The 26,006-nt window shown below is 57.3% G+C and carries 25 protein-coding genes and 1 tRNA gene; 19 read left to right on the top strand and 7 right to left on the bottom strand.

All coding sequences use genetic code 11. The annotated features are described in order from the left end of the window. Positions 1–83 precede the first annotated feature (83 nt). Positions 84–170 (bottom strand) — tRNA-Leu (locus ABLU87_RS17095). A 168-nt stretch (positions 171–338) separates the two neighbouring features. Further along, entirely contained in the window at positions 339–1,367 is a 1,029-nt protein-coding gene (rsmC, locus tag ABLU87_RS17100) for a 16S rRNA (guanine(1207)-N(2))-methyltransferase RsmC (protein WP_014227826.1), read from the bottom strand. A 158-nt stretch (positions 1,368–1,525) separates the two neighbouring features. On the opposite strand from rsmC, the gene ABLU87_RS17105 reads away from it, so the two are divergent. The 13 genes from ABLU87_RS17105 (at position 1,526) to deoD (ending at position 13,926) form a co-directional block, all read left to right on the top strand. Then, a complete protein-coding gene (locus ABLU87_RS17105; RefSeq protein WP_014227827.1) occupies positions 1,526–1,939 on the top strand; it encodes a DNA polymerase III subunit psi in 414 nt (137 codons plus the stop codon). Further along, on the top strand, positions 1,908–2,354 hold the full coding sequence (gene rimI, locus ABLU87_RS17110) for a ribosomal protein S18-alanine N-acetyltransferase (RefSeq protein ID WP_004098383.1): 447 nt from the start codon (positions 1,908–1,910) through the stop codon (positions 2,352–2,354). Before ABLU87_RS17105 ends, rimI begins: the two co-directional genes overlap by 32 nt. A 14-nt stretch (positions 2,355–2,368) precedes the next feature. Then, complete coding sequence (gene yjjG, locus ABLU87_RS17115) at positions 2,369–3,046, top strand: pyrimidine 5'-nucleotidase (RefSeq protein ID WP_004098385.1); 678 nt, start codon at positions 2,369–2,371, stop codon at positions 3,044–3,046. A 92-nt stretch (positions 3,047–3,138) separates the two neighbouring features. Further along, positions 3,139–4,728 carry a peptide chain release factor 3 gene (gene prfC / locus ABLU87_RS17120; protein ID WP_004098388.1) on the top strand — a complete coding sequence of 530 codons (1,590 nt, stop codon included), beginning with the start codon at positions 3,139–3,141 and terminating at the stop codon, positions 4,726–4,728. Between the two features lie 217 nt (positions 4,729–4,945). Further along, positions 4,946–5,557 carry a molecular chaperone OsmY gene (gene osmY / locus ABLU87_RS17125; RefSeq protein ID WP_122117841.1) on the top strand — a complete coding sequence of 204 codons (612 nt, stop codon included), beginning with the start codon at positions 4,946–4,948 and terminating at the stop codon, positions 5,555–5,557. A 124-nt stretch (positions 5,558–5,681) separates the two neighbouring features. Beyond that, positions 5,682–5,843, top strand: coding sequence for a DUF1328 domain-containing protein (locus ABLU87_RS17130; RefSeq protein ID WP_003856556.1), 162 nt, complete (start codon positions 5,682–5,684; stop codon positions 5,841–5,843). Between the two features lie 120 nt (positions 5,844–5,963). Further along, positions 5,964–7,037: a patatin family protein gene (locus ABLU87_RS17135; RefSeq protein WP_004128693.1), complete on the top strand. Its 1,074-nt coding sequence runs from the start codon at positions 5,964–5,966 to the stop codon at positions 7,035–7,037. Beyond that, complete coding sequence (locus ABLU87_RS17140) at positions 7,034–7,813, top strand: metal-dependent hydrolase (protein WP_122117842.1); 780 nt, start codon at positions 7,034–7,036, stop codon at positions 7,811–7,813. The genes ABLU87_RS17135 and ABLU87_RS17140 overlap by 4 nt, the downstream gene beginning before the upstream one ends. 146 nt (positions 7,814–7,959) lie before the next feature. Further along, positions 7,960–9,237: a NupC/NupG family nucleoside CNT transporter gene (locus tag ABLU87_RS17145; RefSeq protein ID WP_014837350.1), complete on the top strand. Its 1,278-nt coding sequence runs from the start codon at positions 7,960–7,962 to the stop codon at positions 9,235–9,237. Between the two features lie 416 nt (positions 9,238–9,653). Beyond that, positions 9,654–10,433 (top strand): deoxyribose-phosphate aldolase, encoded by a 780-nt coding sequence (gene deoC, locus ABLU87_RS17150; RefSeq protein WP_014837351.1) that lies wholly within the window; start codon positions 9,654–9,656, stop codon positions 10,431–10,433. Between the two features lie 78 nt (positions 10,434–10,511). After that, positions 10,512–11,834, top strand: a complete 1,323-nt coding sequence (gene deoA / locus ABLU87_RS17155; protein ID WP_014227832.1) for a thymidine phosphorylase — start codon at positions 10,512–10,514, stop codon at positions 11,832–11,834. Between the two features lie 52 nt (positions 11,835–11,886). Continuing rightward, entirely contained in the window at positions 11,887–13,110 is a 1,224-nt protein-coding gene (gene deoB / locus ABLU87_RS17160; protein WP_014837353.1) for a phosphopentomutase, read from the top strand. Between the two features lie 93 nt (positions 13,111–13,203). Further along, positions 13,204–13,926: a purine-nucleoside phosphorylase gene (deoD, locus tag ABLU87_RS17165; RefSeq protein ID WP_004098401.1), complete on the top strand. Its 723-nt coding sequence runs from the start codon at positions 13,204–13,206 to the stop codon at positions 13,924–13,926. Positions 13,927–13,975: 49 nt separating this feature from the next. Here the strand turns inward: deoD and lplA are convergent, their stop codons facing one another. Both lplA and ABLU87_RS17175 read right to left on the bottom strand, forming a co-directional pair. Next, entirely contained in the window at positions 13,976–14,992 is a 1,017-nt protein-coding gene (lplA, locus tag ABLU87_RS17170) for a lipoate--protein ligase LplA (protein WP_014227834.1), read from the bottom strand. 10 nt (positions 14,993–15,002) lie between these two features. Continuing rightward, complete coding sequence (locus ABLU87_RS17175; protein WP_014227835.1) at positions 15,003–15,644, bottom strand: YtjB family periplasmic protein; 642 nt, start codon at positions 15,642–15,644, stop codon at positions 15,003–15,005. Between the two features lie 104 nt (positions 15,645–15,748). Between ABLU87_RS17175 and serB the strand changes: the two genes are divergently transcribed. From serB to nadR, 3 genes are read left to right on the top strand one after another with little or no spacing between them, the layout of a single operon-like run. Further along, positions 15,749–16,720 carry a phosphoserine phosphatase gene (gene serB, locus ABLU87_RS17180; RefSeq protein ID WP_014227836.1) on the top strand — a complete coding sequence of 324 codons (972 nt, stop codon included), beginning with the start codon at positions 15,749–15,751 and terminating at the stop codon, positions 16,718–16,720. A gap of 9 nt (positions 16,721–16,729) precedes the next feature. Next, entirely contained in the window at positions 16,730–18,112 is a 1,383-nt protein-coding gene (gene radA / locus ABLU87_RS17185; RefSeq protein ID WP_004098408.1) for a DNA repair protein RadA, read from the top strand. A 21-nt stretch (positions 18,113–18,133) separates the two neighbouring features. After that, positions 18,134–19,366: a multifunctional transcriptional regulator/nicotinamide-nucleotide adenylyltransferase/ribosylnicotinamide kinase NadR gene (gene nadR, locus ABLU87_RS17190; protein ID WP_004098414.1), complete on the top strand. Its 1,233-nt coding sequence runs from the start codon at positions 18,134–18,136 to the stop codon at positions 19,364–19,366. A 108-nt stretch (positions 19,367–19,474) separates the two neighbouring features. Here the strand turns inward: nadR and ettA are convergent, their stop codons facing one another. Then, positions 19,475–21,142, bottom strand: a complete 1,668-nt coding sequence (gene ettA, locus ABLU87_RS17195) for an energy-dependent translational throttle protein EttA (protein ID WP_014227837.1) — start codon at positions 21,140–21,142, stop codon at positions 19,475–19,477. Positions 21,143–21,415: 273 nt separating this feature from the next. On the opposite strand from ettA, the gene sltY reads away from it, so the two are divergent. Together sltY and trpR are read left to right on the top strand one after the other, a co-directional pair. After that, positions 21,416–23,353 (top strand): murein transglycosylase, encoded by a 1,938-nt coding sequence (gene sltY / locus ABLU87_RS17200; RefSeq protein WP_103814851.1) that lies wholly within the window; start codon positions 21,416–21,418, stop codon positions 23,351–23,353. A 117-nt stretch (positions 23,354–23,470) separates the two neighbouring features. Beyond that, on the top strand, positions 23,471–23,803 hold the full coding sequence (gene trpR / locus ABLU87_RS17205; RefSeq protein ID WP_004098417.1) for a trp operon repressor: 333 nt from the start codon (positions 23,471–23,473) through the stop codon (positions 23,801–23,803). Here the strand turns inward: trpR and yjjX are convergent. Beyond that, on the bottom strand, positions 23,790–24,305 hold the full coding sequence (gene yjjX, locus ABLU87_RS17210; RefSeq protein ID WP_014837357.1) for an inosine/xanthosine triphosphatase: 516 nt from the start codon (positions 24,303–24,305) through the stop codon (positions 23,790–23,792). The genes trpR and yjjX overlap by 14 nt on opposite strands. Positions 24,306–24,419: 114 nt before the next feature. Between yjjX and gpmB the strand changes: the two genes are divergently transcribed. Further along, positions 24,420–25,067, top strand: coding sequence for a 2,3-diphosphoglycerate-dependent phosphoglycerate mutase GpmB (gene gpmB, locus ABLU87_RS17215; RefSeq protein ID WP_014227840.1), 648 nt, complete (start codon positions 24,420–24,422; stop codon positions 25,065–25,067). Here gpmB and robA read toward each other — a convergent pair. Next, on the bottom strand, positions 25,064–25,933 hold the full coding sequence (gene robA, locus ABLU87_RS17220) for an MDR efflux pump AcrAB transcriptional activator RobA (protein ID WP_014227841.1): 870 nt from the start codon (positions 25,931–25,933) through the stop codon (positions 25,064–25,066). The two genes, gpmB and robA, sit on opposite strands and share 4 nt — an antisense overlap. Between the last annotated feature and the right edge of the window lie 73 nt (positions 25,934–26,006).

A 26,006-nucleotide genomic window follows, 5' to 3' on the forward strand; every position in this document is an offset into this window, starting at 1 on the left:
CCGTAAGAACACTAACACCTGAAGCTAGCGCGTCTACCAATTCCGCCACCTTCGCCCAGTGCGAGCAATATCAACGTGGATTATGGTGCGAGGGGGGGGACTTGAACCCCCACGTCCGTAAGGACACTAACACCTGAAGCTAGCGCGTCTACCAATTCCGCCACCTTCGCATACCATCGACACTATGAAAGTATCGTTACCACGGAGGCGCATTCTAGTGGTTTTCAGCTATTCGTCAATAGTTAATTGTATCAGTTGGATTGATTGTTGCAAAAATGGACGGTCAGAGAGGAAAAACATCGGCGACCAGCGTCTGCTGGCGCCGAAAAAATGCAGGATTATTTCTTCGCCTGACGGGTCATCACCGTCCGGTAGACCTTAAAGCGGCCCGTTTGGGCAATTACTTCATGGAAGCCGAAGATCTCATCCAGCACGTTCGGATAGGGCAGGAAGGCGTTAGCGACGATGCGCAGCTCGCCGCCGCTGTTCAAATGACGAACGGCGCCGCGAATCAGCGTTTGCGCGGCCTCCAGGCTGGTCTGTAGACCATCGTGGAAAGGCGGGTTGGAGATAATCATGTCGAAGCGGCCGTTCACTTCAGAGAACACGTTGCTGGCGAACACTTCCCCTTCGATGCCGTTAGCGGCCAGCGTGGCGCGACTGGCTTCAACTGCCGGGGCGCTGACGTCGCATAAGGAGAGGCGGACTTTAGGCGAGTGGCTGGCCAGCACGGTTGCCAGCACGCCGGCGCCGCAGCCGACATCAAGCACTTTACCTTTGGTATGCGGCGTCAGCGTGGAAAGCAGCAGCTGGCTACCGACATCCAGGCCATCGCGGCTGAAGACGCCCGGCAGCGTTTTAATCGTCAGATTATCCAGCGAATACTCGCCCCAGTACTGTTCTGCATTGAACGCGGGCTGTTTTTCCAGACGACCGTGATACAGCCCACAGCGGCGCGCGCTGTCGACTTTGCTCAGCGGCGCATATTCCGCCAGCATCTGCTCGGCGCTGCGCACGCCGCTGCGGTTCTCGCCAACCACGAAAATATCAATACCGGTCGGCAGCAGCGAAAGCAGGTTCATCAGCTGAAACTGCGCTTCCGGTTTGTTCTTTGGCCAGTAGTAAATCAGCGTATCGCAATCGGCGACATCGCCGGCCTCTGCGACCAGGCTATAGCGGGCATTTTCGCCCATCTGGCGGCTCAGTACCTGCCAGTGGTGGAACTGCTGGGTATGGGCGCGGCTGGCGGCCGTGTCCAGACGTGCGGGCAGGTCATCCTGCAGGTCACCGGCAAACAGAACGCGGGCGGACTCGAAATCATCACTGTGGCGCAGCAAGACTTCACTTGCCGGGGTAAAAGCGGACATGAAACACTCCTTCATTAAGACTGGGGCCGATTATACACGTTATCTTTCGGCCTGCCTCTTTGTTGGCGGCGGGATGCGCTCCGACCGCCGCGTAGTTTGTTGGCGCAGATACGACGGATTTGCTATATTGCGCGCTTAATTAACAGGAGTGTTTCGCTATGACATCCCGACGAGACTGGCAATTACAGCAGCTGGGCATCACCCAGTGGTCGCTACGTCGTCCTGGGGCGTTACAGGGTGAAATCGCTATCTCGCTTCCTGGACACATTCGTCTGGTGATGGTGGCGGAAGAACCGCCATCGCTGACCGAACCGCTTATCAGCGATATTCTGCGCGCGCTGGCCCTGATGCCGGAGCAGGTGATGCAGCTGACGCCTGAACGCGTTGCGATGCTGCCTCAGGACGCACGCTGTAATAGCTGGCGGCTGGGCACCGACGCGCCGCTGCTGCTGGCGGGCGCACAGCTTTCCACGCCCGCATTCGATGAACTTCAGACCAGCACGCCTGCTCGCATGGCGCTCTGGCAACAGATTTGCGCACATGAACACGATTTCTACCCTCAATCCGGCTGATTTGCCCCGCGCCTGGCAAATTGAAACGCGCGCCCACGCTTTTCCGTGGAGCGAACAGACGTTTGCCAGTAATCAGGGCGAGCGCTATCTGAATCTTCAACTGTCCGTGGACGGCGTGATGGCGGCCTTTGCCATTACGCAAATCGTGCTCGACGAAGCGACGCTGTTCAATATTGCCGTCGACCCCGCTTTCCAGCGTCGCGGTCTGGGCAGGGCGCTGCTGGAACGGGTGATTGATGAAGTTGAAAAACGCGGCGTCGTCACGCTGTGGCTGGAGGTGCGCGCGTCTAACGTCGCCGCCATCGCGCTCTATGAAAGCTTAGGCTTTAACGAGGCGACGATTCGCCGCAACTATTACCCCACGGTCGACGGACGTGAGGACGCCATCATAATGGCACTGCCAATCAGTATGTAAGACAAGGTGATACGATGAAGTGGGACTGGATTTTCTTTGATGCCGACGAAACGTTATTTACGTTTGACTCATTTAGCGGCCTACAGCGGATGTTTCTCGACTATAGCGTGACGTTCTCCGCAGAGGATTTTCAGGACTACCAGGCCGTGAATAAGCCGCTATGGGTGGATTATCAAAACGGCGCCATTACCTCTCTTCAGCTGCAGCATCAGCGCTTTGACGGTTGGGCGGAACGCCTGAACGTCCCTCCCGGCGAGCTGAACGCCGCGTTTATGAACGCGATGGCGGAGATCTGCTCGCCGCTGCCGGGGGCGGTATCGCTGCTTGATTCGCTGCAGGGGAAGGTAAAAATGGGCATCATCACCAACGGTTTTACCTCACTGCAGCAGACGCGTCTTGAACGTACCGGACTGCGCGATCACTTTGATTTGCTCATTATTTCCGAAGAGGTTGGGGTGGCTAAGCCGGATGCGCGTATTTTCGACTATGCGCTGGCGCAGGCGGGCAATCCCGATCGTTCGCGGGTGCTGATGGTTGGCGATACGGCGGAATCGGATATTCGCGGCGGCGTGAATGCCGGGCTGGCGACCTGCTGGTTCAACCCCCATCAACGCGAACTGCCCGCGGACCTCCGCGCGGACTGGACGGTCACCTCTTTAAGCGAACTGGAGCAACTCCTGTGTAAACACTGATTGCCTCCCCCCCATTGATGGGTAAAATAGCCGCAATTTTTTCGTATTCAACATGCGCGGCGCGTTGCCGCGTTTACTAAGAAGATTGAATTATGACGTTGTCTCCTTATTTGCAGGAGGTGGCCAAGCGCCGCACTTTTGCCATTATTTCTCACCCGGATGCCGGTAAAACGACCATTACTGAAAAGGTACTGTTATTCGGACAGGCTATTCAGACCGCCGGAACGGTGAAAGGTCGCGGCTCCAGCCAGCATGCGAAATCTGACTGGATGGAGATGGAAAAGCAGCGCGGTATCTCCATCACCACGTCCGTGATGCAGTTCCCGTATCACGACTGCCTGGTTAACCTGCTGGATACCCCGGGCCACGAAGACTTCTCCGAGGATACCTACCGTACCCTGACGGCGGTGGACTGCTGCCTGATGGTTATCGATGCCGCGAAAGGCGTCGAGGATCGTACCCGTAAGCTGATGGAAGTCACCCGTCTGCGCGATACGCCGATCCTGACGTTCATGAACAAACTCGACCGCGACATCCGCGATCCGATGGAGCTGCTGGATGAAGTGGAAAACGAGCTGAAAATCGGCTGCGCGCCGATCACCTGGCCGATTGGCTGCGGCAAACTGTTCAAGGGCGTTTACCATCTTTATAAAGATGAAACCTACCTGTATCAGACCGGTAAAGGCCACACCATCCAGGAAGTGCGCATCGTGAAGGGGCTGGATAACCCGGAGCTTGATGCCGCGGTGGGTGAAGACCTGGCGCAGCAGCTGCGCGATGAGCTGGAACTGGTGCAGGGCGCGTCTAACGAATTCGATAAAGAGCTGTTCCTGGCGGGCGAAATTACGCCGGTATTCTTCGGCACCGCGCTGGGTAACTTTGGCGTCGATCATATGCTGGACGGTTTAGTGGAGTGGGCGCCCGCGCCGATGCCGCGCAAAACCGACACCCGCACCGTGGAGGCCGCGGAGGAGAAGTTCACCGGCTTCGTCTTTAAAATTCAGGCCAACATGGACCCGAAACACCGCGACCGCGTGGCCTTTATGCGCGTGGTTTCCGGTAAGTACGAGAAGGGGATGAAGATGCGCCAGGTGCGTATCGGCAAGGACGTGGTGATCTCCGACGCGCTGACCTTTATGGCCGGCGACCGTTCGCATGTGGAAGAGGCGTATCCGGGCGATATCCTGGGTCTGCATAACCACGGCACCATTCAGATTGGCGATACCTTCACCCAGGGTGAAATGATGAAGTTCACCGGTATCCCGAACTTCGCCCCGGAACTGTTCCGCCGCATTCGCCTGAAAGATCCTCTCAAGCAGAAACAGCTGCTGAAAGGGCTGGTTCAGCTCTCTGAAGAGGGGGCGGTGCAGGTGTTCCGTCCGATCGCCAATAACGATCTGATCGTTGGCGCGGTGGGGGTGCTGCAGTTTGATGTGGTTGTTGCTCGCCTGAAGAGCGAGTACAACGTTGAGGCGATTTACGAGTCCGTCAACGTCGCGACCGCACGCTGGGTGGAATGCAGCGACGCGAAGAAATTCGAAGAGTTTAAGCGTAAGAACGAAATTCAGCTGGCGCTGGATGGCGGCGATAACCTGACTTATATCGCCCCGACCATGGTTAACCTGAACCTGACGCAGGAACGTTACCCTGACGTCCAGTTCCGTAAAACCCGCGAGCACTAATCCTCTCCGGAGCGCGGTTTTCGCCGCGCTCCACGCCATTTCCCCCTCAGATTGCCCTTTCTGGAAAGTTCTTAATTCTTACCGTTTTGCGCGCTTTTTTACCCGTTAATGCCGCACTCTTCCGCGTATCTACTACATTTAATAAGTAATTTTTGGAATCCTGGCTTAATAGACTACTTATTTTGCTTTACCTGCTTAGATATAACGAGGAATAACGATGACAAAACTTAAGAGCGGCAAGACACTCCTGGCCCTCTTCCTGGGCTCAGCAATAATCAGCGCTTCGGCGTATGCGGAAAACTCGACCGCAGATAGCGCAAAATCTGCAGCAAGCAATGCCGGGCAAGCCGTTGATAATTCGATGAACAAAGTCGGGAATTTTATGGACGACAGCACCATCACCGCCAGGGTGAAAGCGGCGCTGATCGATCATAAAGATATTCGCAGCACCGATATCTCTGTGAAAACTGAAAACAAAGTCGTCACGTTAAGCGGTACGGTTGACAGTTCAGAGCAGCATAAGCAGGCGGTTAGCGTAGCGAAAGCGGTTGAAGGCGTGACCTCCGTTAACGACAAGCTTAGCGTACAGAACGAAAAATCTGCTTCGCTGAAGGGCTACGCCGGCGACACGGCGGTGACCAGCGAGATCAAAGCGAAATTACTGGCTGACGATATCGTTCCGTCGCGTAACGTGAAGGTTGAGACCACCGATGGCGTTGTACATTTATCCGGTACGGTCGAGTCCAGTAAGCAGTCGGAGCGGGCGGAAGGTATTGCGAAAGCCGTTTCCGGCGTCAAAAGCGTGAAGAATGACCTTAGCGTCAAATAAATCTATTCACTAAAAAAATTTATTCTGCGGTCTTTCCGCAGGATGTGTAGCACCACAGGGTTGTGTATGCGCGGCCTGAGTGCGCAGAAAATCGACCGTCATTAACTATGGTAAGGAGAGACGTATGTTTAGATGGGGCATTATTTTTCTGGTGATCGCGTTAATTGCCGCCGCTCTGGGCTTTGGTGGCCTGGCGGGTACCGCTGCCTGGGCTGCGAAAATTGTCTTCGTTGTCGGTATTATCCTGTTCCTGGTCAGCCTGTTCACCGGCCGTCGGCGTCCCTAGACGTTAACGCGTGAAATACCGTCTTACATAAAGCCAGTCAATGTGACTGGCTTTCTCAGTTTAAGGGCGTTAAAAATTGCGTTACCTTTGTTTTTATAATAAGCCAGACAGGAAAGCAGGGTGGGGCAGCGAATTCCCGTTACGTTGGGCAACATTACGCCGTTATCTGTTAAACCCTTCCAGCCGGGCAGGCTCGCACTGGTGTGCGAAGGCGGGGGGCAGAGAGGGATTTTTACCGCCGGGGTGCTGGACGAATTTATGCGCGCGGGATTCAACCCGTTCGACATGATGTTCGGTACCTCTGCCGGGGCGCAAAATCTCTCGGCCTATCTGTGCAACCAGCCCGGCTATGCCCGCAAAGTGATCACCCGCTACACCACCGCCCGCGAGTTTTTCGACCCGATGCGTTTTGTGCGCGGCGGGAATCTTATCGATCTTGACTGGCTGGTCGACACCACCTCGAAAAAGATGCCGCTGGCGATGGCCTATGCTGAAGATTGTTTTGCTCAGGGAAAAGAGTTCTGGATGTGCGCCTGTCGCGGCGATGATTACACGCCAAACTACTTTTCCCCCACTCAGCAGACCTGGCTTGACCTGATTCGCGCCTCCAGCGCCATTCCCGGTTTTTACCGCAGCGGCGTGCTGCTGGATGGCGTGAGCTATCTTGACGGCGGCGTCAGCGATGCGATCCCCGTACAGGAAGCGGCCCGTCGAGGGGCGCAAACCATCGTGGTGATCCGCACCGTTCCGTCCCAGATGTACTACACGCCGCAGTGGTTTAAACGGATGGAGCGCTGGCTTGGCGAAAGTAGTCTGCAGCCGTTTGTGAATCTGGTGCAGCATCACGAAACCACCTATCGCTCCACGCAAGAGTTCATTGAAAAACCGCCGGGTAAGCTGAGAATCCTGGAAATTTATCCGCAGAAGCCGTTGAAGAGTATGGCGTTAGGCAGCCGTCTTCCAGCGTTGCTGGAGGACTACAAGACCGGGCGCCAGTGCGGGCGCTACTTTCTCGCTACCGTCGGTAAACTGCTGGCCGACAGACCGCCGCTGCTGCGCCATGCGCCGCGTATTGCGGTACCGAAAACGGTCGTTATTCCGCCAGCGCCGGTGGCCAATGAGATCCCTCAGGCGCCGGTCATCGCGGCGGTGCAGGCCAATGATGCCAGCTTTGAAAATGAGGACCTGGCGTGACCCTACGATTTATTGATACCCACTGCCATTTCGATTTTCCCCCTTTCACCGGCGACGAAAGCGCCAGCATTGCCCGGGCGACGGAGGCTGGCGTGACGCAGATCGTGATACCTGCGACAGAAGCGGATAACTTCGCCCGCGTGTTAGCGCTGGCGGAGAAATATGATGAGCTCTACGCCGCCTTAGGCCTCCATCCGATAGCGATTGAACGGCATAGCGCAGAGAGTCTTGAACGGCTTGAAGCCTGCCTGGCGAAACGCGACGCTAAGCTGGTCGCGGTTGGGGAGATCGGTCTCGATCTCTATCGGGAAGATCCGCAATTTGCACGTCAGGTTTCTGTATTTGAGGCGCAGATGCGGCTGGCGAAACGCTACGATTTGCCGGCGATCCTCCACTCCAGACGCACTCACGACAAGCTGGCGATGCTGCTGAAAAAGCACGCTTTACCGCGAACCGGCGTAGTGCATGGTTTTGCCGGTAGCCTTCAGCAGGCGGAGCGGTTTGTGCAGCTGGGCTACAAGATTGGCGTTGGCGGCACCATTACCTATCCGCGCGCCAGTAAGACCCGCGATGCGATCGCGCAGCTGCCGCTTTCGGCGCTGCTGCTGGAGACCGATGCGCCGGATATGCCGTTGAACGGTTTCCAGGGGCAGCCGAACAGGCCAGAACGGGTGGCTCGCGTCTTCTCCACCTTATGTGAGCTACGCTCTGAGCCCGCGGAAGAGATAGCGAATATCCTGATTGATAATACAAATGCGCTTTTTGCGCTTCCGTAGCGCTTTGCTGAGTGACCTGTGTCTCATTCCTGCCTTTTTATCTCATTGTTTTGCTTAAAATGTGTGAGCTGAAATGAGCATGATGGTTTCATGCCGTTATAATCGCGGGGTTTTAAGGCTGAACTCTCAATACACAGGGACTCTGTATGCAAATTATTATGGGACTTATCGGCATGGTGGTGCTGTTAGCCATCGCTGTGCTCCTCTCCAGTAATCGAAAAGCCATCAACCTGCGTACCGTCCTCGGCGCCTGGATTATCCAGGTGGGGATCGGCGCGTTAATTCTCTACGTGCCGGCCGGGCGCACCGCGCTGCTGGCCATGTCGAACGGCGTTGCCAACGTGATTGCTTACGGCAATGAAGGGATCGGCTTTATCTTTGGCGGGCTGGTTTCCGACAAGATGTTTGAAGTCTTCGGCGGCGGCGGGTTTGTTTTTGCCCTGCGCGTCCTGCCGGTCATCGTCTTCTTCTCATCGCTGATCGCCGTGCTTTATTACCTCGGCATCATGCAGTTTGTTATCCGCATTCTCGGCGGGGCGCTGCGGGCGGTACTGAAAACCTCGCGCACGGAATCGCTCTCTGCCACGGCGAACATCTTCGTTGGCCAGACCGAAGCGCCGCTGGTGGTGCGTCCATATATCGCCACCATGACCCGTTCCGAGCTCTTCGCCGTGATGTGCGGGGGCCTGGCCTCGGTTGCGGGCTCCGTTCTGGCCGGTTACGCGCAGATGGGCGTACCGCTGGAATACCTGATTGCCGCTTCGTTTATGGCGGCGCCGGGCGGCCTGCTGTTCGCGAAGATTATCGTGCCCGAAACCGAGCAGCCCCGGGACAACCCGGCGATGGACAAAAACGACGCCGATCCGCAGGCGCCGGCGAACGTGCTGGATGCCGCCGCGTCCGGCGCGGCTTCCGGGATGCAGCTGGCGCTTAACGTCGGGGCGATGCTGCTGGCGTTTATCGCGCTGATTGCCCTGGTTAACGGTATTCTCTCCGGCGTGGGCGGCTGGTTTAACCATCCGGACCTGTCGCTGCAAATGATCCTCGGCTGGGTCTTCTCACCGCTGGCGTGGGTGATTGGCGTTCCGTGGAATGAGGCCACCGTTGCCGGCTCGTTTATCGGCCAGAAGCTGATTATCAACGAGTTTGTGGCCTACATGAATTTCGGTGAATACCTGAAAGCCGACGCCGAGGTCGCAGCCGCCGGTTTGCAGGTGATTTCAACCCACACCAAGGCCATCATCTCGTTTGCCCTGTGCGGTTTTGCCAATCTGTCATCCATTGCGATTCTGATTGGCGGACTGGGCGGCATGGCGCCTAATCGTCGCCAGGAAATTGCCCAGCTGGGCATGCGGGCCGTGGCGGCGGGGACGCTGTCTAACCTGATGAGCGCCACGATAGCGGGCGTCTTCCTCGCGCTATAGCGCCGTCGTTAATCACGACCCTACCCCGCGGCACCGCCGCCGCGGGGATCTCTCATCTGTGTGTTAAAATCCTATCATTTAATAATTATCTGTTTATCAATCACTCATGATGCATCTGGCATTTTTTCGCACAAAATGTCCGCGCTGATATCGAGGTTGACCGCGTGGGTATGTTACAATAATAACATTGCCTCGACGCTGAGATTCCTGATTATGCTTAAAGAGAGTCTGGCCTTCGGGGGGCATGCACAGGGATTTATTATGTGATTCATATCACTCTACAGTAATGCAAATTAGTAATTAGTTTTCATTAACTGTGATGTATATCGAAGTGTAACGGCGAGGGGATGTTACAATAGTAACAGACTCGCAAGGTGAACAAACTTTAATACGGCAATACGCCGTCGGAGTATGAAATGACTGATTTAACGGCAAGCAGCCTGCGCGCGTTGAAACTGATGGACCTGACCACCCTGAACGATGACGACACCAATGAAAAAGTGATCGCGCTGTGCCACCAGGCCAAAACACCGGTAGGGAATACTGCCGCAGTATGCATCTACCCGCGCTTTATCCCGATCGCGCGTAAAACGCTGAACGAGCAGGGTACCCCGGATATCCGGATCGCGACGGTGACCAATTTCCCGCACGGTAACGATGATATTGCTATTGCGCTGGCGGAAACCCGCGCGGCGATAGCTTACGGCGCAGACGAAGTTGACGTCGTATTCCCTTACCGCGCGCTGATTGCCGGCAACGAACAGGTGGGTTTTGACCTGGTGAAAGCCTGTAAAGAAGCCTGCGCGGCGGCAAACGTGCTGCTGAAAGTGATTATCGAAACCGGTGAGCTGAAAGAAGAAGCGCTGATTCGTAAAGCATCTGAAATCGCCATCAAAGCCGGTGCCGATTTTATCAAAACGTCTACCGGTAAAGTTCCGGTCAATGCGACCCCGGAAAGCGCGCGCATCATGCTGGAAGTCATCCGCGATATGGGCGTTCAGCAGAGCGTCGGCTTCAAACCGGCGGGCGGCGTGCGTAGCGCAGAAGACGCGCAAAAGTTCCTCGCTATTGCCGATGAACTGTTCGGTGCCGACTGGGCCGACTCTCGTCACTACCGCTTTGGCGCTTCCAGCCTGCTGGCAAGCCTGCTGAAAGCGCTGGGTCACGGCGATGGTAAGAGCGCCAGCAGCTACTAATACGTAATTTGCCTGACCTCAAGGCCGGATGCTGTCCGGCCTGTGGTTGGTCTTTGACTCTTTCCTCGGGAGGTTATCTTGTTTCTCGCACAAGAAATTATTCGTAAAAAACGTGATGGTCATGCGCTGAGCGATGAAGAGATTCGTTTTTTCATCAACGGCATCCGCGACAACACCATCTCAGAAGGGCAGATCGCCGCGCTGGCGATGACCATTTTTTTCCACGATATGTCTATGCCGGAACGCGTTTCGCTGACCATGGCGATGCGGGATTCAGGGACCGTTCTCGACTGGAAGAGTCTTAATCTCAATGGCCCGATCGTCGATAAACACTCTACCGGCGGCGTAGGCGATGTGACCTCGCTGATGCTGGGGCCGATGGTCGCGGCCTGCGGCGGCTATGTCCCGATGATCTCGGGGCGCGGTCTCGGGCACACCGGCGGTACGCTCGACAAGCTGGAAGCGATTCCTGGGTTCGATATTTTCCCGGACGATAGCCGCTTCCGTGAAATCATTAAAGATGTCGGCGTCGCGATTATCGGGCAGACCAGCTCTCTGGCGCCGGCGGACAAACGTTTTTACGCCACGCGCGATATCACCGCAACGGTGGACTCTATCCCGCTGATCACCGCCTCCATTCTCGCCAAGAAGCTGGCGGAAGGCCTGGACGCGCTGGTGATGGATGTCAAAGTCGGCAGCGGCGCCTTTATGCCTACTTATGAGCTTTCCGCCGCGCTGGCCGAAGCGATCGTCGGGGTATCCAACGGCGCCGGCGTGCGGACGACGGCGCTGTTAACCGATATGAACCAGGTGCTGGCTTCCAGCGCCGGTAATGCGGTGGAAGTGCGTGAAGCCGTGCAGTTCCTCACCGGCGAGTACCGTAATCCGCGGCTGCTTGAGGTGACGATGGCGCTGTGCGTCGAGATGCTGATTTCCGGCAAGCTGGCGCAGAATGACGCCGACGCGCGGGCGAAGCTACAGGCGGTGCTGGATAACGGTAAAGCCGCAGAAGTCTTCGGCCGGATGGTGGCGGCGCAAAAAGGGCCGAACGACTTCGTGGAAAACTACGATAAGTATCTGCCGGCCGCGATGCTGAGCAAAGCCGTCTATGCCGAAGGTGAAGGGTTTGTCGCCGAAATGGACACCCGCGCGCTGGGCATGGCGGTGGTATCAATGGGCGGCGGTCGCCGTCAGGCATCGGATCTGATTGATTACAGCGTCGGTTTCACCGACGTGGTTCGCCTCGGCGCGCGTATCGACGCGCAGCAGCCGCTGGCGGTTATCCATGCTAAAGATGAAAACAGCTGGCAGGAAGCGGCCAAAGCCGTGAAAGCGGCCATTAAACTTGACGATAAAGCGCCTGAAATGACGCCGACGGTCTATCGTCGTATCACCGAATAGTTATATACTGATCTGATCGCTTTTTTGCAGCGCAAAAGGTACGGAGAATAATATGAAACGTGCATTTATTATGGTGCTGGACTCATTCGGCATCGGTGCGACTGAAGACGCCGATCGCTTTGGCGACGTCGGTTCAGACACCATGGGCCATATTGCAGAAGCCTGTGCCAAAGGCGAGGCTGACAACGGCCGCAAAGGCCCGCTCAATCTACCGAATCTGACCCGTCTGGGGCTGGTTAAAGCCCATGAGGGTTCTACCGGTAAAATTGCCGCCGGTATGGACGGCAGCGCGGACGTTATCGGCGCCTACGCATGGGCGCATGAGCTTTCTTCCGGTAAAGACACCCCGTCAGGCCACTGGGAAATCGCCGGCGTGCCGGTTCTGTTTGACTGGGGCTACTTCCCCGAGCATGAAAACAGCTTCCCGCAGGAACTTCTGGATAAACTGGTTAAGCGCGCAAACCTGCCGGGCTACCTCGGCAACTGCCACTCTTCCGGTACCGTTATCCTCGACCAGCTGGGCGAAGAGCATATGAAAACCGGCAAGCCGATTTTCTATACCTCCGCTGACTCGGTATTCCAGATTGCCTGCCATGAAGAGACCTTTGGTCTCGATAAGCTGTACGAGCTGTGTGAAATCGCGCGTGAAGAGCTGACCGAAGGCGGCTACAACATCGGTCGCGTTATCGCGCGTCCGTTTATCGGCGACAAAGCCGGCAACTTCCAGCGCACCGGTAACCGCCACGATTTGGCCGTTGAGCCGCCGGCGCCGACGGTGCTGCAGAAGCTGGTCGACGAGAAAAAGGGCCAGGTTGTATCGGTGGGTAAAATCGCCGATATCTACGCCAACTGCGGTATTACCAAAAAGGTGAAGGCGACCGGCCTGGATGCGCTGTTTGACGCCACCATCAAAGAGATGAAAGAAGCGGGAGACGAGACCATCGTCTTCACCAACTTCGTGGACTTCGACTCTTCCTGGGGCCACCGCCGCGACGTTGCAGGCTATGCCGCAGGGCTGGAGCTGTTCGACCGCCGTCTGCCGGAGCTGATGGAACTGGTCGGGGAAGATGACATTCTGATCCTGACCGCCGACCACGGCTGCGACCCGACCTGGACCGGTACCGACCATACCCGCGAGCACATTCCGGTGCTGATCTATGGCCCGAAAGTGAAGCCGGGTTCGCTGGGTCACCGCGAAACCTTCGCCGATATCGGCCAGACCCTGGCAACGTACTTCGGTACGTCTCCGATGGAGTACGGCAAAAACATGCTGTGATTATTTGCCCGGTGAGCCTCGCTCGCCGGGCCTTTTTTGTCGACCTGATTAGGCATAGCCGCCATCAGGTAAAACATTCAGAAGGATTTAACGATGGCTACTCCACACATTAACGCAGAAATGGGCGATTTCGCTGACGTTGTGCTGATGCCTGGCGACCCGCTGCGCGCGAAGCACATTGCAGAAACGTTCCTTGAAGATGTCCGCGAAGTGAATAACGTGCGCGGTATGCTGGGCTTCACCGGTACCTACAAAGGCCGCAAAATTTCCGTGATGGGTCACGGCATGGGGATCCCGTCCTGCTCCATTTACGCAAAAGAGCTGATCACCGACTTCGGCGTCAAAAAAATCATTCGCGTCGGCTCCTGCGGCGCGGTGCGTATGGACGTTAAGCTGCGCGACGTGGTTATCGGCATGGGTGCCTGTACCGACTCTAAAGTTAACCGTATGCGTTTTAAGGACCACGACTTTGCGGCGATTGCCGACTTTGGCATGGTGCGTAACGCGGTTGACGCGGCAAAAGCGCTGGGCGTTGACGCTCGCGTGGGCAACATTTTCTCCGCTGACCTGTTCTATGCGCCGGACGGCGGCGAAATGTTCGACGTGATGGAAAAATACGGCATTCTGGGCGTGGAAATGGAAGCGGCCGGCATCTACGGCGTCGCGGCGGAATTTGGTGCGAAAGCGCTGACCATCTGCACGGTCTCCGACCACATCCGTACCCACGAGCAGACCAGCTCCGCTGAACGTCAGACGACCTTCAACGACATGATTAAAATCGCGCTGGAATCCGTTCTGCTGGGCGATAAAGAGTAATCATCTCTTCCGCCCTCTCCCTATGGGAGAGGGCCGGGGTGACCGCACGTTAGCGTACCGCGCCGGCAATCCATGCCGAGAGCTCCCGCAGCGCTTTCTCCTGCTCCGGGAAATCCACGAGTAATGCATCGCACTCCTGCTGCAGCATATCCGCGCGGTAGAGGCATCCCTGTAGCCTGGCGGCCAGCGCTTCCAGCGGCGCCGGGTTGAGGCTGTCGGTAAAAATCTGCGTGCGCGTGATATGGCCTTTTTCGACGTCGAAATGGAGCTCTACGCCGCCCCAGGTAAAACGTTCATCCAGCAGATGGCTGAAGGCCGGGGCCTGGCCAAAGTTCCACTCCCAGCTGCTCTGGCGGGCAAAGGTCGCGGCAAAATTCGGCAGGTCCGGCATTTTCTCCGGAGAGATCACTTCGGCCTCCACGCGCTCGCCGTAATGGGCGAAGAACGCCTCCTGAATCGCTTCGCAAACCTGCTGATGGGTAATGCCCGGCAGCAGCTCGACCAGATTGGCTACCCGTCCGCGCACGGAGGTAATGCCTTTGGCCTGCAGCTTCTTCTTATCGGGATTGAGGTAGTTGGCAAGGCGGCTTAAATCGGCGTTCAGCAGCAGCGTACCGTGGTGAAAGCCGCGATCCATCGTTTCGCGATAGGCGGAACCGGAGACCTTGCGGTCGCCTTCGGCGGTTTTGACCACCAGATCGTTGCGGCCCGAGGCTTCCGCCGCTACGCCCAGCGCATTCAGCGCCGTCAGCACGATATTTGTGGAAACGGTTTTATCGTACTCCGGTTTGCCGGCCATAAAGGTAAAGCAGGTATTGCCCAGATCGTGGAATACCGCGCCGCCGCCGCTGCTGCGACGGGCCAGGCGCACGTTATCTTCTTCCATACGTCGGGTGTTGCACTCTTTCCACGGGTTCTGCGCGCGGCCAATGACCACCGTATCGGCATTGCGCCACAGAAACAGCACCCGTTGAGTCGCGGGCATCTGGCGAAAAATAGACTCCTCAACCGCCAGATTGAACCAGGGGTCGTAAGAGTCGGAGAGCAGCAGGCGCAGCGTGGACATGGCGATTTCCTTATTCTGATTCATCTTTATCTTCATCCTGCACCGGCTTATTGGCGGTGAGCAGGAAAGGCGATTGCTGCCAGCGGGTACGTTTACCCTGCAGCAGGGTGCGCGTCAGGACGACGCCGATGGCCAGAGATAGCAGCAGCATCAGACGCAGGATATTGGTGGTATTATCGACCTGCTGCGCTTCGGTGGCCAGGGTATGGGTATCCAGCGTCAGGCGCAGGTAGCCGAGCGGGCCGTTTTTACCCTGAACAGGTTCGACGATTTGCTGGTTGAAGTAGCCGCCGGCTTTTTTACCGTCCAGCGCCAGCCGATCGCGTACCTCGACGCTTTCGCCGGAACGCGCCACCAGGTCGCCCTGTTCGTCATATACGCCGGCGTCGAGGATCCGGCTTTTATGGGTAAGCTGATCCAGCAGCTGGCTAATCCGCTTTTCGTCGGGCGTTTCGCTACGCATCAGCGGCGCCAGGTTGAGCGTGACCTGCTGGGCGAGCGTGCGGGCCAGTTCTTCCAGCTGCGGATTGCGCTGCTTCTGGCTGTTCTGGCTGAACCATGAGGCCCCCTGCATCAGGGCGACGAGGAGCGCGAGACAGATCAGAACAATCACCGCGCGATGCAGCCGGAATTTAAGTTTTGCGCGTACCATATTCCACCTTTGAAAATTTGCAGCTTAATGTTGCCAGAAGCGCTGGTTACAAGGTAGCCTCATGCGTTATTTTCCTCGCCTGAATGAAGTTATGTGGAGCCGTGATGCCAAACAGTTTGACCTGGTGCGACCTGCCTGAAGATGTTTCCCAGTGGCCTGGATTGCCGCTTTCCCTGAGCGGTGATGAGGTCATGCCGTTGGATTATCACGCCGGACGCAGCGGCTGGCTGCTGTATGGCCGCGGTCTTAACAAGCGTCGCCTGACCGAGTGGCAGCGAGAACTGGGGGCGGCCCTGGTGATTGTTGCCTCCTGGGCGGTTGACGACTATCAGGTGATTCGGCTGGCTGGTTCTTTAACGCTACGAGCGACCCGTCTGGCCCATGAGGCCGGTTTTGACGTCGCGCCGCTGGGTAAAATCCCGCATTTACGTACGCCGGGGCTGCTGGTCATGGATATGGACTCGACGGCGATTCAGATTGAGTGCATTGATGAAATCGCCAAACTGGCCGGTACCGGCGAGCTGGTCTCTGAAGTGACCGAGCGCGCGATGCGCGGCGAACTTGATTTTACCGCCAGCCTGCGCCAGCGGGTGGCGACGCTGAAAGATGCCGATGCCAATATTCTGCTGCAGGTGCGGGAAACGCTGCCGCTGATGCCGGGCCTGACCCAGCTGGTGCTGAAGCTGGAAACGCTCGGCTGGAAAGTGGCGATCGCCTCCGGCGGCTTCACCTTCTTTGCCGAGTATCTGCGCGACAAGCTGCATCTCGACGCGGTGGTCGCCAACGAACTGGAGATCATGGACGGTAAGCTGACCGGCAACGTTATCGGCGATATCGTCGATGCGAAATACAAAGCCAATACGCTGCGTAAACTGGCGGAAAAGTATGAGATCCCGCCGGCGCAAACCGTCGCCATTGGCGATGGCGCAAACGATCTGCCGATGATTAAAGCGGCAGGGCTCGGCATCGCCTATCATGCTAAGCCCAAAGTTAATGAACTGGCGGAAGTGACAATCCGCCACGCTGACCTGATGGGGGTATTCTGTATTCTCTCCGGCAGCATGAATCAAAAGTAAGAGGTTAACGTGGCGAAAGCTCCAAAACGCGCATTTGTCTGTAATGAATGCGGTGCGGATTATCCGCGCTGGCAGGGGCAGTGCAGCGCCTGTCATGCCTGGAATACCATAACCGAGATGCGCATTGCCGCTTCGCCCCAGGTGGCAAGAAACGAACGTCTGTCAGGATATGCCGGTAATGCCGGCGTATCGAAAGTGCAGAAGCTCTCCGATATCAGCCTCGAAGCGCTGCCGCGCTTTTCGACCGGCTTTAAAGAGTTTGACCGCGTGCTCGGCGGCGGCGTGGTGCCGGGGAGCGCGATTCTGATCGGCGGCAACCCCGGCGCGGGTAAGTCGACGCTGCTGCTGCAAACCCTGTGTAAGCTCGCCGAAGGTATGAAAACGCTCTACGTCACCGGGGAAGAGTCGCTTCAGCAGGTGGCGATGCGCGCTCACCGTTTAGGCCTGCCGACGGCTAACCTCAATATGCTGTCAGAAACCAGCATTGAGCAGATTTGCCAGATTGCCGATGAAGAAAAGCCGCAGCTGATGGTTATCGACTCCATCCAGGTAATGCATATGGCCGACGTGCAGTCGTCGCCGGGCAGCGTGGCCCAGGTGCGCGAAACGGCAGCCTATTTAACGCGCTTTGCCAAGACGCGCGGCGTGGCTATCGTCATGGTCGGCCACGTGACCAAAGATGGCTCGCTGGCCGGGCCGAAAGTGCTGGAGCACTGTATCGACTGCTCCGTGCTGCTCGACGGCGACGCCGATTCTCGTTTCCGCACCCTGCGCAGCCATAAAAACCGCTTCGGCGCGGTCAACGAGCTGGGCGTATTCGCTATGACCGAGCAGGGGCTACGTGAAGTGAGCAACCCCTCGGCTATCTTTCTGAGCCGCGGTGACGAAGTGACTTCCGGCAGTTCGGTGATGGTGGTCTGGGAAGGCACGCGACCGCTGCTGGTGGAGATCCAGGCGCTGGTCGATCACTCGATGATGTCCAACCCGCGCCGCGTGGCGGTGGGGCTGGAGCAGAACCGTCTGGCGATCCTGCTGGCGGTTCTGCATCGTCACGGCGGTCTGCAGATGGCCGACCAGGACGTCTTCGTCAACGTGGTTGGTGGCGTGAAGGTCACCGAAACCAGCGCCGATCTGGCGCTGCTGCTGGCGATGGTTTCCAGCCTGCGCGACCGTCCGCTGCCCCAGGACCTGGTGGTTTTCGGCGAAGTGGGTCTGGCAGGCGAGATTCGCCCGGTGCCGAGCGGCCAGGAGCGTATTTCAGAAGCGGCTAAGCATGGTTTTCGTCGGGCGATTGTTCCGGCAGCCAATGTGCCGAAAAAAGTGCCGGAAGGGATGCAAATCTTTGGCGTGAAAAAGCTTGCGGACGCACTTAGCGTCTTTGACGACTTATAATAAGTTAAAAGGAGACTCGCTATGTCGTCATTTGACTATTTAAAAAGCGCCATAAAGCAGAAGGGGTGTACGCTACAGCAGGTAGCTGACGCCAGCGGGATGACAAAAGGCTATCTGAGCCAGCTGCTGAACGCGAAAATTAAAAGCCCCAGCGCGCAGAAGCTGGAAGCGCTGCACCGGTTTCTCGGGCTGGAGTTTCCGCGTCGGCAAAAAAGCGTTGGCGTGGTATTTGGTAAGTTTTACCCGCTGCATACCGGACACATCTATTTGATTCAGCGCGCCTGTAGCCAGGTCGATGAGCTGCACATCATTATGGGCTACGACGATCCCCGCGACCGCGAGCTGTTTGAAAAGAGCGCGATGTCGCAGCAGCCGACCGTGCCCGACCGCCTGCGCTGGCTGCTGCAGACCTTCAAGTACCAGAAAAATATCCGCATCCACGCCTTCAATGAAGAGGGGATGGAACCTTATCCGCACGGCTGGGACGTCTGGAGCCGCGGGATCCGCGCCTTTATGAACGAGAAGGGCATTGAGCCTAACTGGATCTACACCTCGGAAGAGGGCGACGCGCCGCAGTATCTGGATCATCTGGGAATTGAAACCGTACTCATCGATCCTAAACGCACCTTTATGAACATCAGCGGCGGGCAGATTCGTGAAAACCCGTTCCGCTATTGGGAATATATTCCTACCGAAGTGAAGCCGTTTTTCGTGCGCACGGTGGCGATCCTGGGCGGTGAATCGAGCGGTAAGTCGACGCTGGTGAATAAGCTATCCAATATCTTTAATACCACCAGCGCCTGGGAGTATGGCCGCGACTACGTCTTTTCGCACCTCGGCGGCGATGAGATGGCGCTGCAATATTCCGACTACGACAAGATTGCCCTCGGCCACGCGCAGTATATTGATTTCGCGGTGAAGTATGCCAACAAGGTGGCGTTCATCGACACGGACTTTGTCAGCACCCAGGCGTTCTGTCTCAAGTACGAAGGGCGGGAACATCCCTTTGTGCAGGCGCTGATCGACGAGTATCGTTTTGACCTGGTCATCCTGCTGGAAAACAACACGCCGTGGGTGGCTGATGGTTTGCGTAGCCTTGGCAGCTCGGTGGACCGCAAAGAGTTTCAGACGCTGCTGGTGTCGTTGCTCAAGGAGAACGAGATAGATTTTGTGCATGTGAAAGAGGCCGACTACGATGCCCGCTTCCTGCGCTGCGTGGAGCTGGTGAAAGAGATGATGGGCGAGCAGGGATAGGCCTTCTGCGGCCTGATGCCGCATGAATGCCTGCGCCGGGCTACAGCCCTCTCCCGGCGGGAGAGGGGGCAAACACGAAAAAGGGCAACCTGCGTTGCCCTTTTGCTTTTATTTCGCGATACGTTTGTACTTAATACGCTTCGGCTCCAGCGCATCGGCGCCGAGGGTGCGTTTCTTGTACTCTTCGTATTCGGTAAAGTTACCTTCGAAGAACTCCACCTTACCTTCATCCTGGTAGTCCAGAATGTGGGTCGCGATGCGGTCGAGGAACCAGCGGTCGTGCGAGATAACCATCGCGCAGCCCGGGAACTCCAGCAGGGCGTTTTCCAGCGCGCGCAGGGTTTCGATATCCAGGTCGTTGGTGGGCTCATCGAGCAGCAGGACGTTACCGCCCACCTGCAGCAGCTTCGCCAGGTGCAGACGACCGCGCTCACCGCCGGACAGCTCGCCAACGCGCTTGCCCTGGTCAACGCCTTTGAAGTTAAAGCGGCCCACGTAGGCGCGGCTCGGCATCTCGGTGTTGCCAATCTTCATGATATCCAGCCCGCCGGAAACTTCTTCCCATACGGTTTTGCTGTTGTCCATCGCGTCGCGGAACTGATCGACGGAGGCCAGCTTGACGGTTTCACCCAGGGTGATTGAACCGGCATCAGGCTGTTCCTGACCGGACATCATGCGGAACAGGGTGGATTTACCCGCGCCGTTCGGGCCGATGATGCCGACGATAGCGCCTTTCGGTACCGAGAAGCTCAGGTCGTCAATCAGCAGACGGTCGCCGTAGGACTTACGCAGGTTGCTGACTTCAACCACTTTATCGCCCAGACGTGCGCCTGGCGGAATAAACAGTTCGTTAGTCTCGTTACGCTTCTGGTACTCGACGTTGTTAAGCTCTTCAAAGCGCGCCAGACGGGCTTTGCCCTTAGACTGACGGCCTTTCGCGCCCTGACGGACCCACTCCAGCTCTTTCTCGATTGACTTACGGCGCGCCGCTTCCTGAGAAGCTTCCTGCGCCAGACGCTGATCTTTCTGCTCCAGCCAGGAGGAGTAGTTGCCTTCCCACGGAATACCTTCGCCGCGGTCAAGCTCAAGGATCCAGCCGGCGACGTTATCGAGGAAGTAGCGGTCGTGGGTAATCGCCACGACGGTGCCTTCGAAATCGTGCAGGAAGCGTTCCAGCCACGCGACGGACTCTGCATCCAGGTGGTTAGTCGGTTCATCGAGCAGCAGCATGTCTGGTTTTTCCAGCAGCAGGCGGCACAGCGCGACGCGGCGGCGCTCACCGCCGGACAGGTTGGCGATTTTCGCGTCCCAGTCCGGCAGACGCAGGGCATCCGCCGCGCGCTCAAGCTGGACGTTCAGGTTATGGCCATCGTGCGCCTGGATAATCTCTTCGAACTTGCCCTGCTGAGCGGCGAGCTTGTCGAAGTCGGCATCCGGCTCCGCGTATTTGGCGTACACCTCGTCGAGACCTTTCAGGGCGTTGACCACTTCGGCCACCGCTTCTTCAACCGACTCACGGACGGTCTGCTCCGGATTGAGCTGCGGCTCCTGCGGCAGATAGCCGATTTTCAGGCCCGGCTGCGGACGGGCCTCGCCTTCGATATCGGTATCGATGCCGGCCATGATGCGCAGCAGGGTAGACTTACCGGCGCCGTTCAGACCGAGAACGCCGATTTTTGCGCCAGGGAAAAAGCTCAGGGAGATATTTTTCAGAATATGACGTTTCGGCGGAACCACTTTGCCGACACGATGCATGGTATAAACGAATTGAGCCACGTTGGACTTCGCCTCTTTTATATACTCTTCATCCCTCAGGCTCGCTTGATGCAGCCAGAATGATTTTGAGTAGGGTAGTGAATAGTTTTCAAAGGCGAAGTGTAGCCTTTTTCGCGCTTTAATCCCAGCGAGGCGATGGGATTCACAAAAGCGTAAAAAAATGTCCGGGACGTGGCGCGATTCGCGTTGTCTGATTAGCATATCTACGTAATACCTGAAATTTTTGCCCGCGGCATGATGCTGCTGTGGTGTATCTGAATAGAGGAAGAGCTTGTGGAAAAAGCCAAAACTGTGACGTGGCGTCTTCTGGCCGCCGGCGTAAGTCTGCTGACGTTAAGCCAACTGGCGCATGCGGATTCACTGGATGAACAGCGCAGCCGCTATGCTCAAATTAAACAGGCGTGGGACAGTCGACAAATGGACGTCGTCAATCAGCTGATGCCCACCCTGACGACCTATCCGCTCTATCCTTATCTCCAGTACCGGCAGATTACCGACGATCTGATGAACCAGCCGGCGCTGGTGGTGACCAACTTTATCGCCGCCAACCCGACGCTGCCCCCCGCGCGCTCGCTGAAATCACGGTTCGTCAATGAACTGGCGCGCCGTAGCGACTGGCGCGGCCTGCTGGCCTTCAGTCCGGATAAGCCGACCGGCACCGAGGCGCAGTGCAATTACTACTATGCGAAGTGGAACGTCGGCCAGGCTCAGGAGGCCTGGGACGGCGCCAAAGCGCTGTGGCTGAGCGGCAAAAGTCAGCCAAACGCCTGTGATCAGCTGTTTGGCGCCTGGCGCGCCTCCGGCCAGCAGGATCCGCTGGCCTACCTTGAACGCATTCGCCTGGCGATGAAAGCGGGCAATACCAGCCTGGTGCGGGTCCTGGCCCAGCAGATGCCTGCCGATTATCAAACGATTTCGACGGCGGTCATCGCGCTGGCTAACGATCCCAATAGCGTGATGACGTTCGCCCGGACAACCGGCGCGACGGATTTTACCCGCCAGATGGCGGCGGTCGCGTTTGCCAGCGTTGCGCGGCAGGATGTGGAAAATGCGCGCCTGATGATCCCCTCATTAGCGCAGGCGCAGCAGCTCAATGAAGATCAGATTCAGGAGCTGCGGGACATCGTCGCCTGGCGCCTGATGGGCAGCGACGTGACCGAAGAGCAGGCCATCTGGCGCGACGATGTCATCATGCGTTCGCAATCCACCTCGCTGGTGGAGCGCCGGGTTCGTATGGCGCTGGGCCTTGGGGACCGCCGGGGCCTGAACACCTGGCTGGCGCGCTTGCCGATGGAAGCGAAAGAGAAGGACGAATGGCGCTACTGGCAGGCCGATCTGCTGCTGGAGCGCGGGCGCGATGACGAAGCGAAAGATATTCTCCGCTCGCTGATGCAGCAGCGCGGCTTCTATCCGATGGTCGCCGCGCAGCGCCTTGGCGAGGAGTACAGGTTCCGCATCGATAAAGCGCCAGCGAACCTCGATCCGGCGCTGACCTCGGGGCCGGAAATGGCGCGGGTGCGCGAACTGATGTACTGGAATATGGATAACACCGCCCGCAGCGAGTGGGCCAATCTGGTCACCAGCAAGACCAAAGACCAGCAGGCGCAGCTGGCTCGTTACGCGTTTAATCAGAACTGGTGGGATCTCAGCGTCCAGGCCACCATCGCCGGTAAATTGTGGGATCAGCTGGAAGAGCGTTTCCCGCTGGCCTATAACGACCTCTTTACCCGCTATATCAGCGGTAAAGATATTCCGCAAAGCTACGCGATGGCCATTGCGCGTCAGGAGAGCGCCTGGAACCCGAAAGCCGGTTCACCGGTTGGCGCCCGCGGTCTGATGCAGATTATGCCGGGGACGGCAACGCATACGGTGAGCATGTTCAGTATTCCCGGCTATAGCGGTCCATCGCAGCTGCTCGATCCGGAAATGAACATCAACATTGGTACCAGCTATCTGCAATATGTTTACCAGCAGTTTGGCAATAACCGTATCTTCGCCTCCGCGGCCTATAACGCCGGTCCCGGGCGGGTGCGCACGTGGCGGGGCAACAGCGGCGGCCGCATTGACGCGGTGGCGTTTATTGAGAGCATTCCTTTCTCTGAAACGCGCGGCTACGTGAAAAACGTTTTGTCCTATGACGCCTACTATCGCTATTTTATGGGCCAGAAAGAGACGCTGCTGAGCGATACGGAGTGGAAGCTGCGCTATTAATATCGCCGTCGTCGGGCAACATCGTATTTCGCGATGTTGCCCGAAATCCGTAGAGTCCGGACAGAAGTATGTTATGCTTTGTACTCGTTAGTGAGTACATTCGACAGGTGGCGTAACATGACCCAACAATCCCCCTATTCAGCGGCGGTGGCCGAACAGCGTCATCAGGAGTGGCTGCGATTTGTTGCCCTCCTGCAGCAGGCGTACGCCGACGATCTCCATCTGCCGCTTTTACAGCTCATGCTGACGCCCGACGAGCGCGAGGCGCTGGGCACGCGGGTGCGTATTATTGAAGAGCTGCTGCGCGGCGAGATGAGCCAGCGCGAGCTGAAAAACGAGCTCGGCGCCGGGATCGCCACCATTACCCGCGGTTCGAACAGCCTGAAGTCAGCCCCGCCGGAGCTGCGTCTGTGGCTGGAGCAGGCGTTGATTAACGTTAACGATAAATAGCGTTATGAAACGGGCTTAGCGCCAGCACGACGGCCTGATGATAAACGCTGCTGCGCGTCAGTTTTCCGGCCGTAAATACGCCGATAGCGCCCTCTTTACGGCCAATTTCATCGATGCCGGTATACTGAGACATCACCGGCCCCAGCGCTTCTCCTGCCTGGACTTTTTCAAGAATGACCTGCGGCAGCGGCAGGGTCGCCGAGCGCGCTTCGCCGCGCAGGCTGCCGTCCTCGATCGTCACCCAGCTAAAGGTGCTGCCTTCATCGATGCCGGCTTCAATAGCGACCCAGAAGTCAGCATTGGGCTGCGCGCGACGCGCGTTAGCCACGCGGTTTCGTGCGCCAGCGCGCGTTTCGTCGCTGCCGAAAGGCTGTTCCGGCACGCCGCTCTCGACGGAGACGGACTCAATGTGGCAGGATCCTTCGCCGAAGATCTCGTTAAAAGCCTGCAGAATTGCCTGAATTTTGGCGGGATTAGTGGTAGCTGAGACAACATGGTGCATAATCAAAACAACTCAGAAATACTAAACATCATCGCAGTATACTCCAAATCATTCTTGTTGCAGGCGGCTATGCTTGTAGCTTAATGGTTAAGAGCTCATAACGGATAATAAAGCATGTTACAGGTATACCTTGTTCGCCACGGTGAAACGCAGTGGAACGCCGAGCGACGTATTCAGGGCCAGTCCGACAGTCCGCTTACCGCCCACGGTGAGCGTCAGGCCTGGCAGGTAGGCGAGCGCGCCAGAACGCTGGGGATTACGCATATTATCGCCAGCGATTTAGGCCGGACGCGGCGTACCGCAGAAATCATCGCTGAAGCCTGCGGATGCAGCGTCATGACCGATTCACGCTTGCGTGAGCTGGATATGGGCGTGCTGGAAAAGCGCCATATCGACTCGCTGAGCGAAGAAGAAGAGGGCTGGCGTCGACAGCTGGTTAACGGTACGCCCGACGGGCGCATCCCGCAGGGAGAGTCAATGCAGGAGCTGAGCGACCGTATGCACGCGGCGCTGACCTCTTGTCTGGAGCTGCCCGCAGGTAGCCGGCCGCTGCTGGTGAGCCACGGCATGGCGCTGGGGTGTCTGGTGAGTACGATTCTTGGCTTGCCCGCCTATGCGGAGCGTCGCCTGCGTCTGCGCAACTGCTCTATCTCTCGCGTTGACTATCAGCAAAGCCCCTGGCTGGCGTCGGGATGGGTCGTGGAAACCGCGGGGGATGTCTCGCATCTTGATGCCCCCGCGATGGATGAGCTACAGCGTTAACGACGAATCGGAATCAGGTATTCGCAGCGCAGCTGAATAGGCGGTTCCTGATTCCGGTTTTCATCTTCCGGGAAGAAGCGTTCGATATCCAGGCCCTTACGACGAGTGAGATTGAGCATCGGCATGCAGGTGCCGTAAACCGTCAGAATAAATTCCTGTAGCCCGGTGCCCAATCCTTCGTAGGTAAACATCACGTATTCGCCGCCTTCCAGCGTCACCGGGTGGGCGTTGTGCAGATGGCCGTTAGCCAGCTCCGGCGTCAGCGCGGTGGTGTAAAACACCTCCTGCTCATCGTCTTTATCGAGGCTCGGACGCGGCTCATGCAGGCCGTACAGCGTCGGAGGAATCGACGGCGTATTGGCGAGGAATTCACGCCAGAACTGCACGCGCATCTGATTACGGAAATCGGAGATCTCTTCCAGCTTGCAGGTATAGCTCTGGGTCACGCCGACCAGCTGAGTGGTGTTCAGCGTGACGAATTCGTACTGCGGCATGGTGAACTCGCCCAGACGCAGCGGAGGACGCATACCGTAAGAGCTCCAGTCGGGGGAGCGTCGGTAAAGGGCTGGCGTCAACGAGAACTGTTTTTTAAATGCGCGAGTAAAAGTCTGCTGCGAGTCAAAGCGATACTGCAGCGCAATATCGAGAATCGGACGCGCGGTCAGGCGTAGGGCAACCGCTGACTTAGATAAGCGACGGGCGCGAATATAGGCACCAATGGCATGGCCGGTCACGTCCTTGAACATTCTTTGCAGATGCCACTTGGAATAGCCCGCCTTCGCTGCCACATTGTCCAGTGAGAGTGGCTGATCCAGGTGACCTTCCAGCCAGCTAAGGAGATCGCGAATAATCCCTGCTTGATCCATAAAATATCCCCATCCTTAAACTCAGGTGCCTGATACTAAAGGTAGCGGATAATAGCATTTTTTGATGTTTTAG

Origin of the sequence: Klebsiella sp. CB_Kp196 (assembly GCF_040061575.1) — a bacterium.
In the GTDB taxonomy this organism is placed as follows: domain Bacteria; phylum Pseudomonadota; class Gammaproteobacteria; order Enterobacterales; family Enterobacteriaceae; genus Klebsiella; species Klebsiella michiganensis.

What these genes read in the sequence shown, in the direction of transcription:
- rsmC (WP_014227826.1), bottom strand. Translation starts at nt 1,367, where the DNA reads ATGTCCGCTTTTACCCCGGCAAGTGAAGTCTTGCTGCGCCACAGTGAT.
- ABLU87_RS17105 (WP_014227827.1), top strand. Translation starts at nt 1,526, where the DNA reads ATGACATCCCGACGAGACTGGCAATTACAGCAGCTGGGCATCACCCAG.
- rimI (WP_004098383.1), top strand. Translation starts at nt 1,908, where the DNA reads ATGAACACGATTTCTACCCTCAATCCGGCTGATTTGCCCCGCGCCTGG.
- yjjG (WP_004098385.1), top strand. Translation starts at nt 2,369, where the DNA reads ATGAAGTGGGACTGGATTTTCTTTGATGCCGACGAAACGTTATTTACG.
- prfC (WP_004098388.1), top strand. Translation starts at nt 3,139, where the DNA reads ATGACGTTGTCTCCTTATTTGCAGGAGGTGGCCAAGCGCCGCACTTTT.
- osmY (WP_122117841.1), top strand. Translation starts at nt 4,946, where the DNA reads ATGACAAAACTTAAGAGCGGCAAGACACTCCTGGCCCTCTTCCTGGGC.
- ABLU87_RS17130 (WP_003856556.1), top strand. Translation starts at nt 5,682, where the DNA reads ATGTTTAGATGGGGCATTATTTTTCTGGTGATCGCGTTAATTGCCGCC.
- ABLU87_RS17145 (WP_014837350.1), top strand. Translation starts at nt 7,960, where the DNA reads ATGCAAATTATTATGGGACTTATCGGCATGGTGGTGCTGTTAGCCATC.
- deoC (WP_014837351.1), top strand. Translation starts at nt 9,654, where the DNA reads ATGACTGATTTAACGGCAAGCAGCCTGCGCGCGTTGAAACTGATGGAC.
- deoB (WP_014837353.1), top strand. Translation starts at nt 11,887, where the DNA reads ATGAAACGTGCATTTATTATGGTGCTGGACTCATTCGGCATCGGTGCG.
- deoD (WP_004098401.1), top strand. Translation starts at nt 13,204, where the DNA reads ATGGCTACTCCACACATTAACGCAGAAATGGGCGATTTCGCTGACGTT.
- lplA (WP_014227834.1), bottom strand. Translation starts at nt 14,992, where the DNA reads ATGTCCACGCTGCGCCTGCTGCTCTCCGACTCTTACGACCCCTGGTTC.
- ABLU87_RS17175 (WP_014227835.1), bottom strand. Translation starts at nt 15,644, where the DNA reads ATGGTACGCGCAAAACTTAAATTCCGGCTGCATCGCGCGGTGATTGTT.
- serB (WP_014227836.1), top strand. Translation starts at nt 15,749, where the DNA reads ATGCCAAACAGTTTGACCTGGTGCGACCTGCCTGAAGATGTTTCCCAG.
- nadR (WP_004098414.1), top strand. Translation starts at nt 18,134, where the DNA reads ATGTCGTCATTTGACTATTTAAAAAGCGCCATAAAGCAGAAGGGGTGT.
- trpR (WP_004098417.1), top strand. Translation starts at nt 23,471, where the DNA reads ATGACCCAACAATCCCCCTATTCAGCGGCGGTGGCCGAACAGCGTCAT.
- yjjX (WP_014837357.1), bottom strand. Translation starts at nt 24,305, where the DNA reads ATGCACCATGTTGTCTCAGCTACCACTAATCCCGCCAAAATTCAGGCA.
- gpmB (WP_014227840.1), top strand. Translation starts at nt 24,420, where the DNA reads ATGTTACAGGTATACCTTGTTCGCCACGGTGAAACGCAGTGGAACGCC.
- robA (WP_014227841.1), bottom strand. Translation starts at nt 25,933, where the DNA reads ATGGATCAAGCAGGGATTATTCGCGATCTCCTTAGCTGGCTGGAAGGT.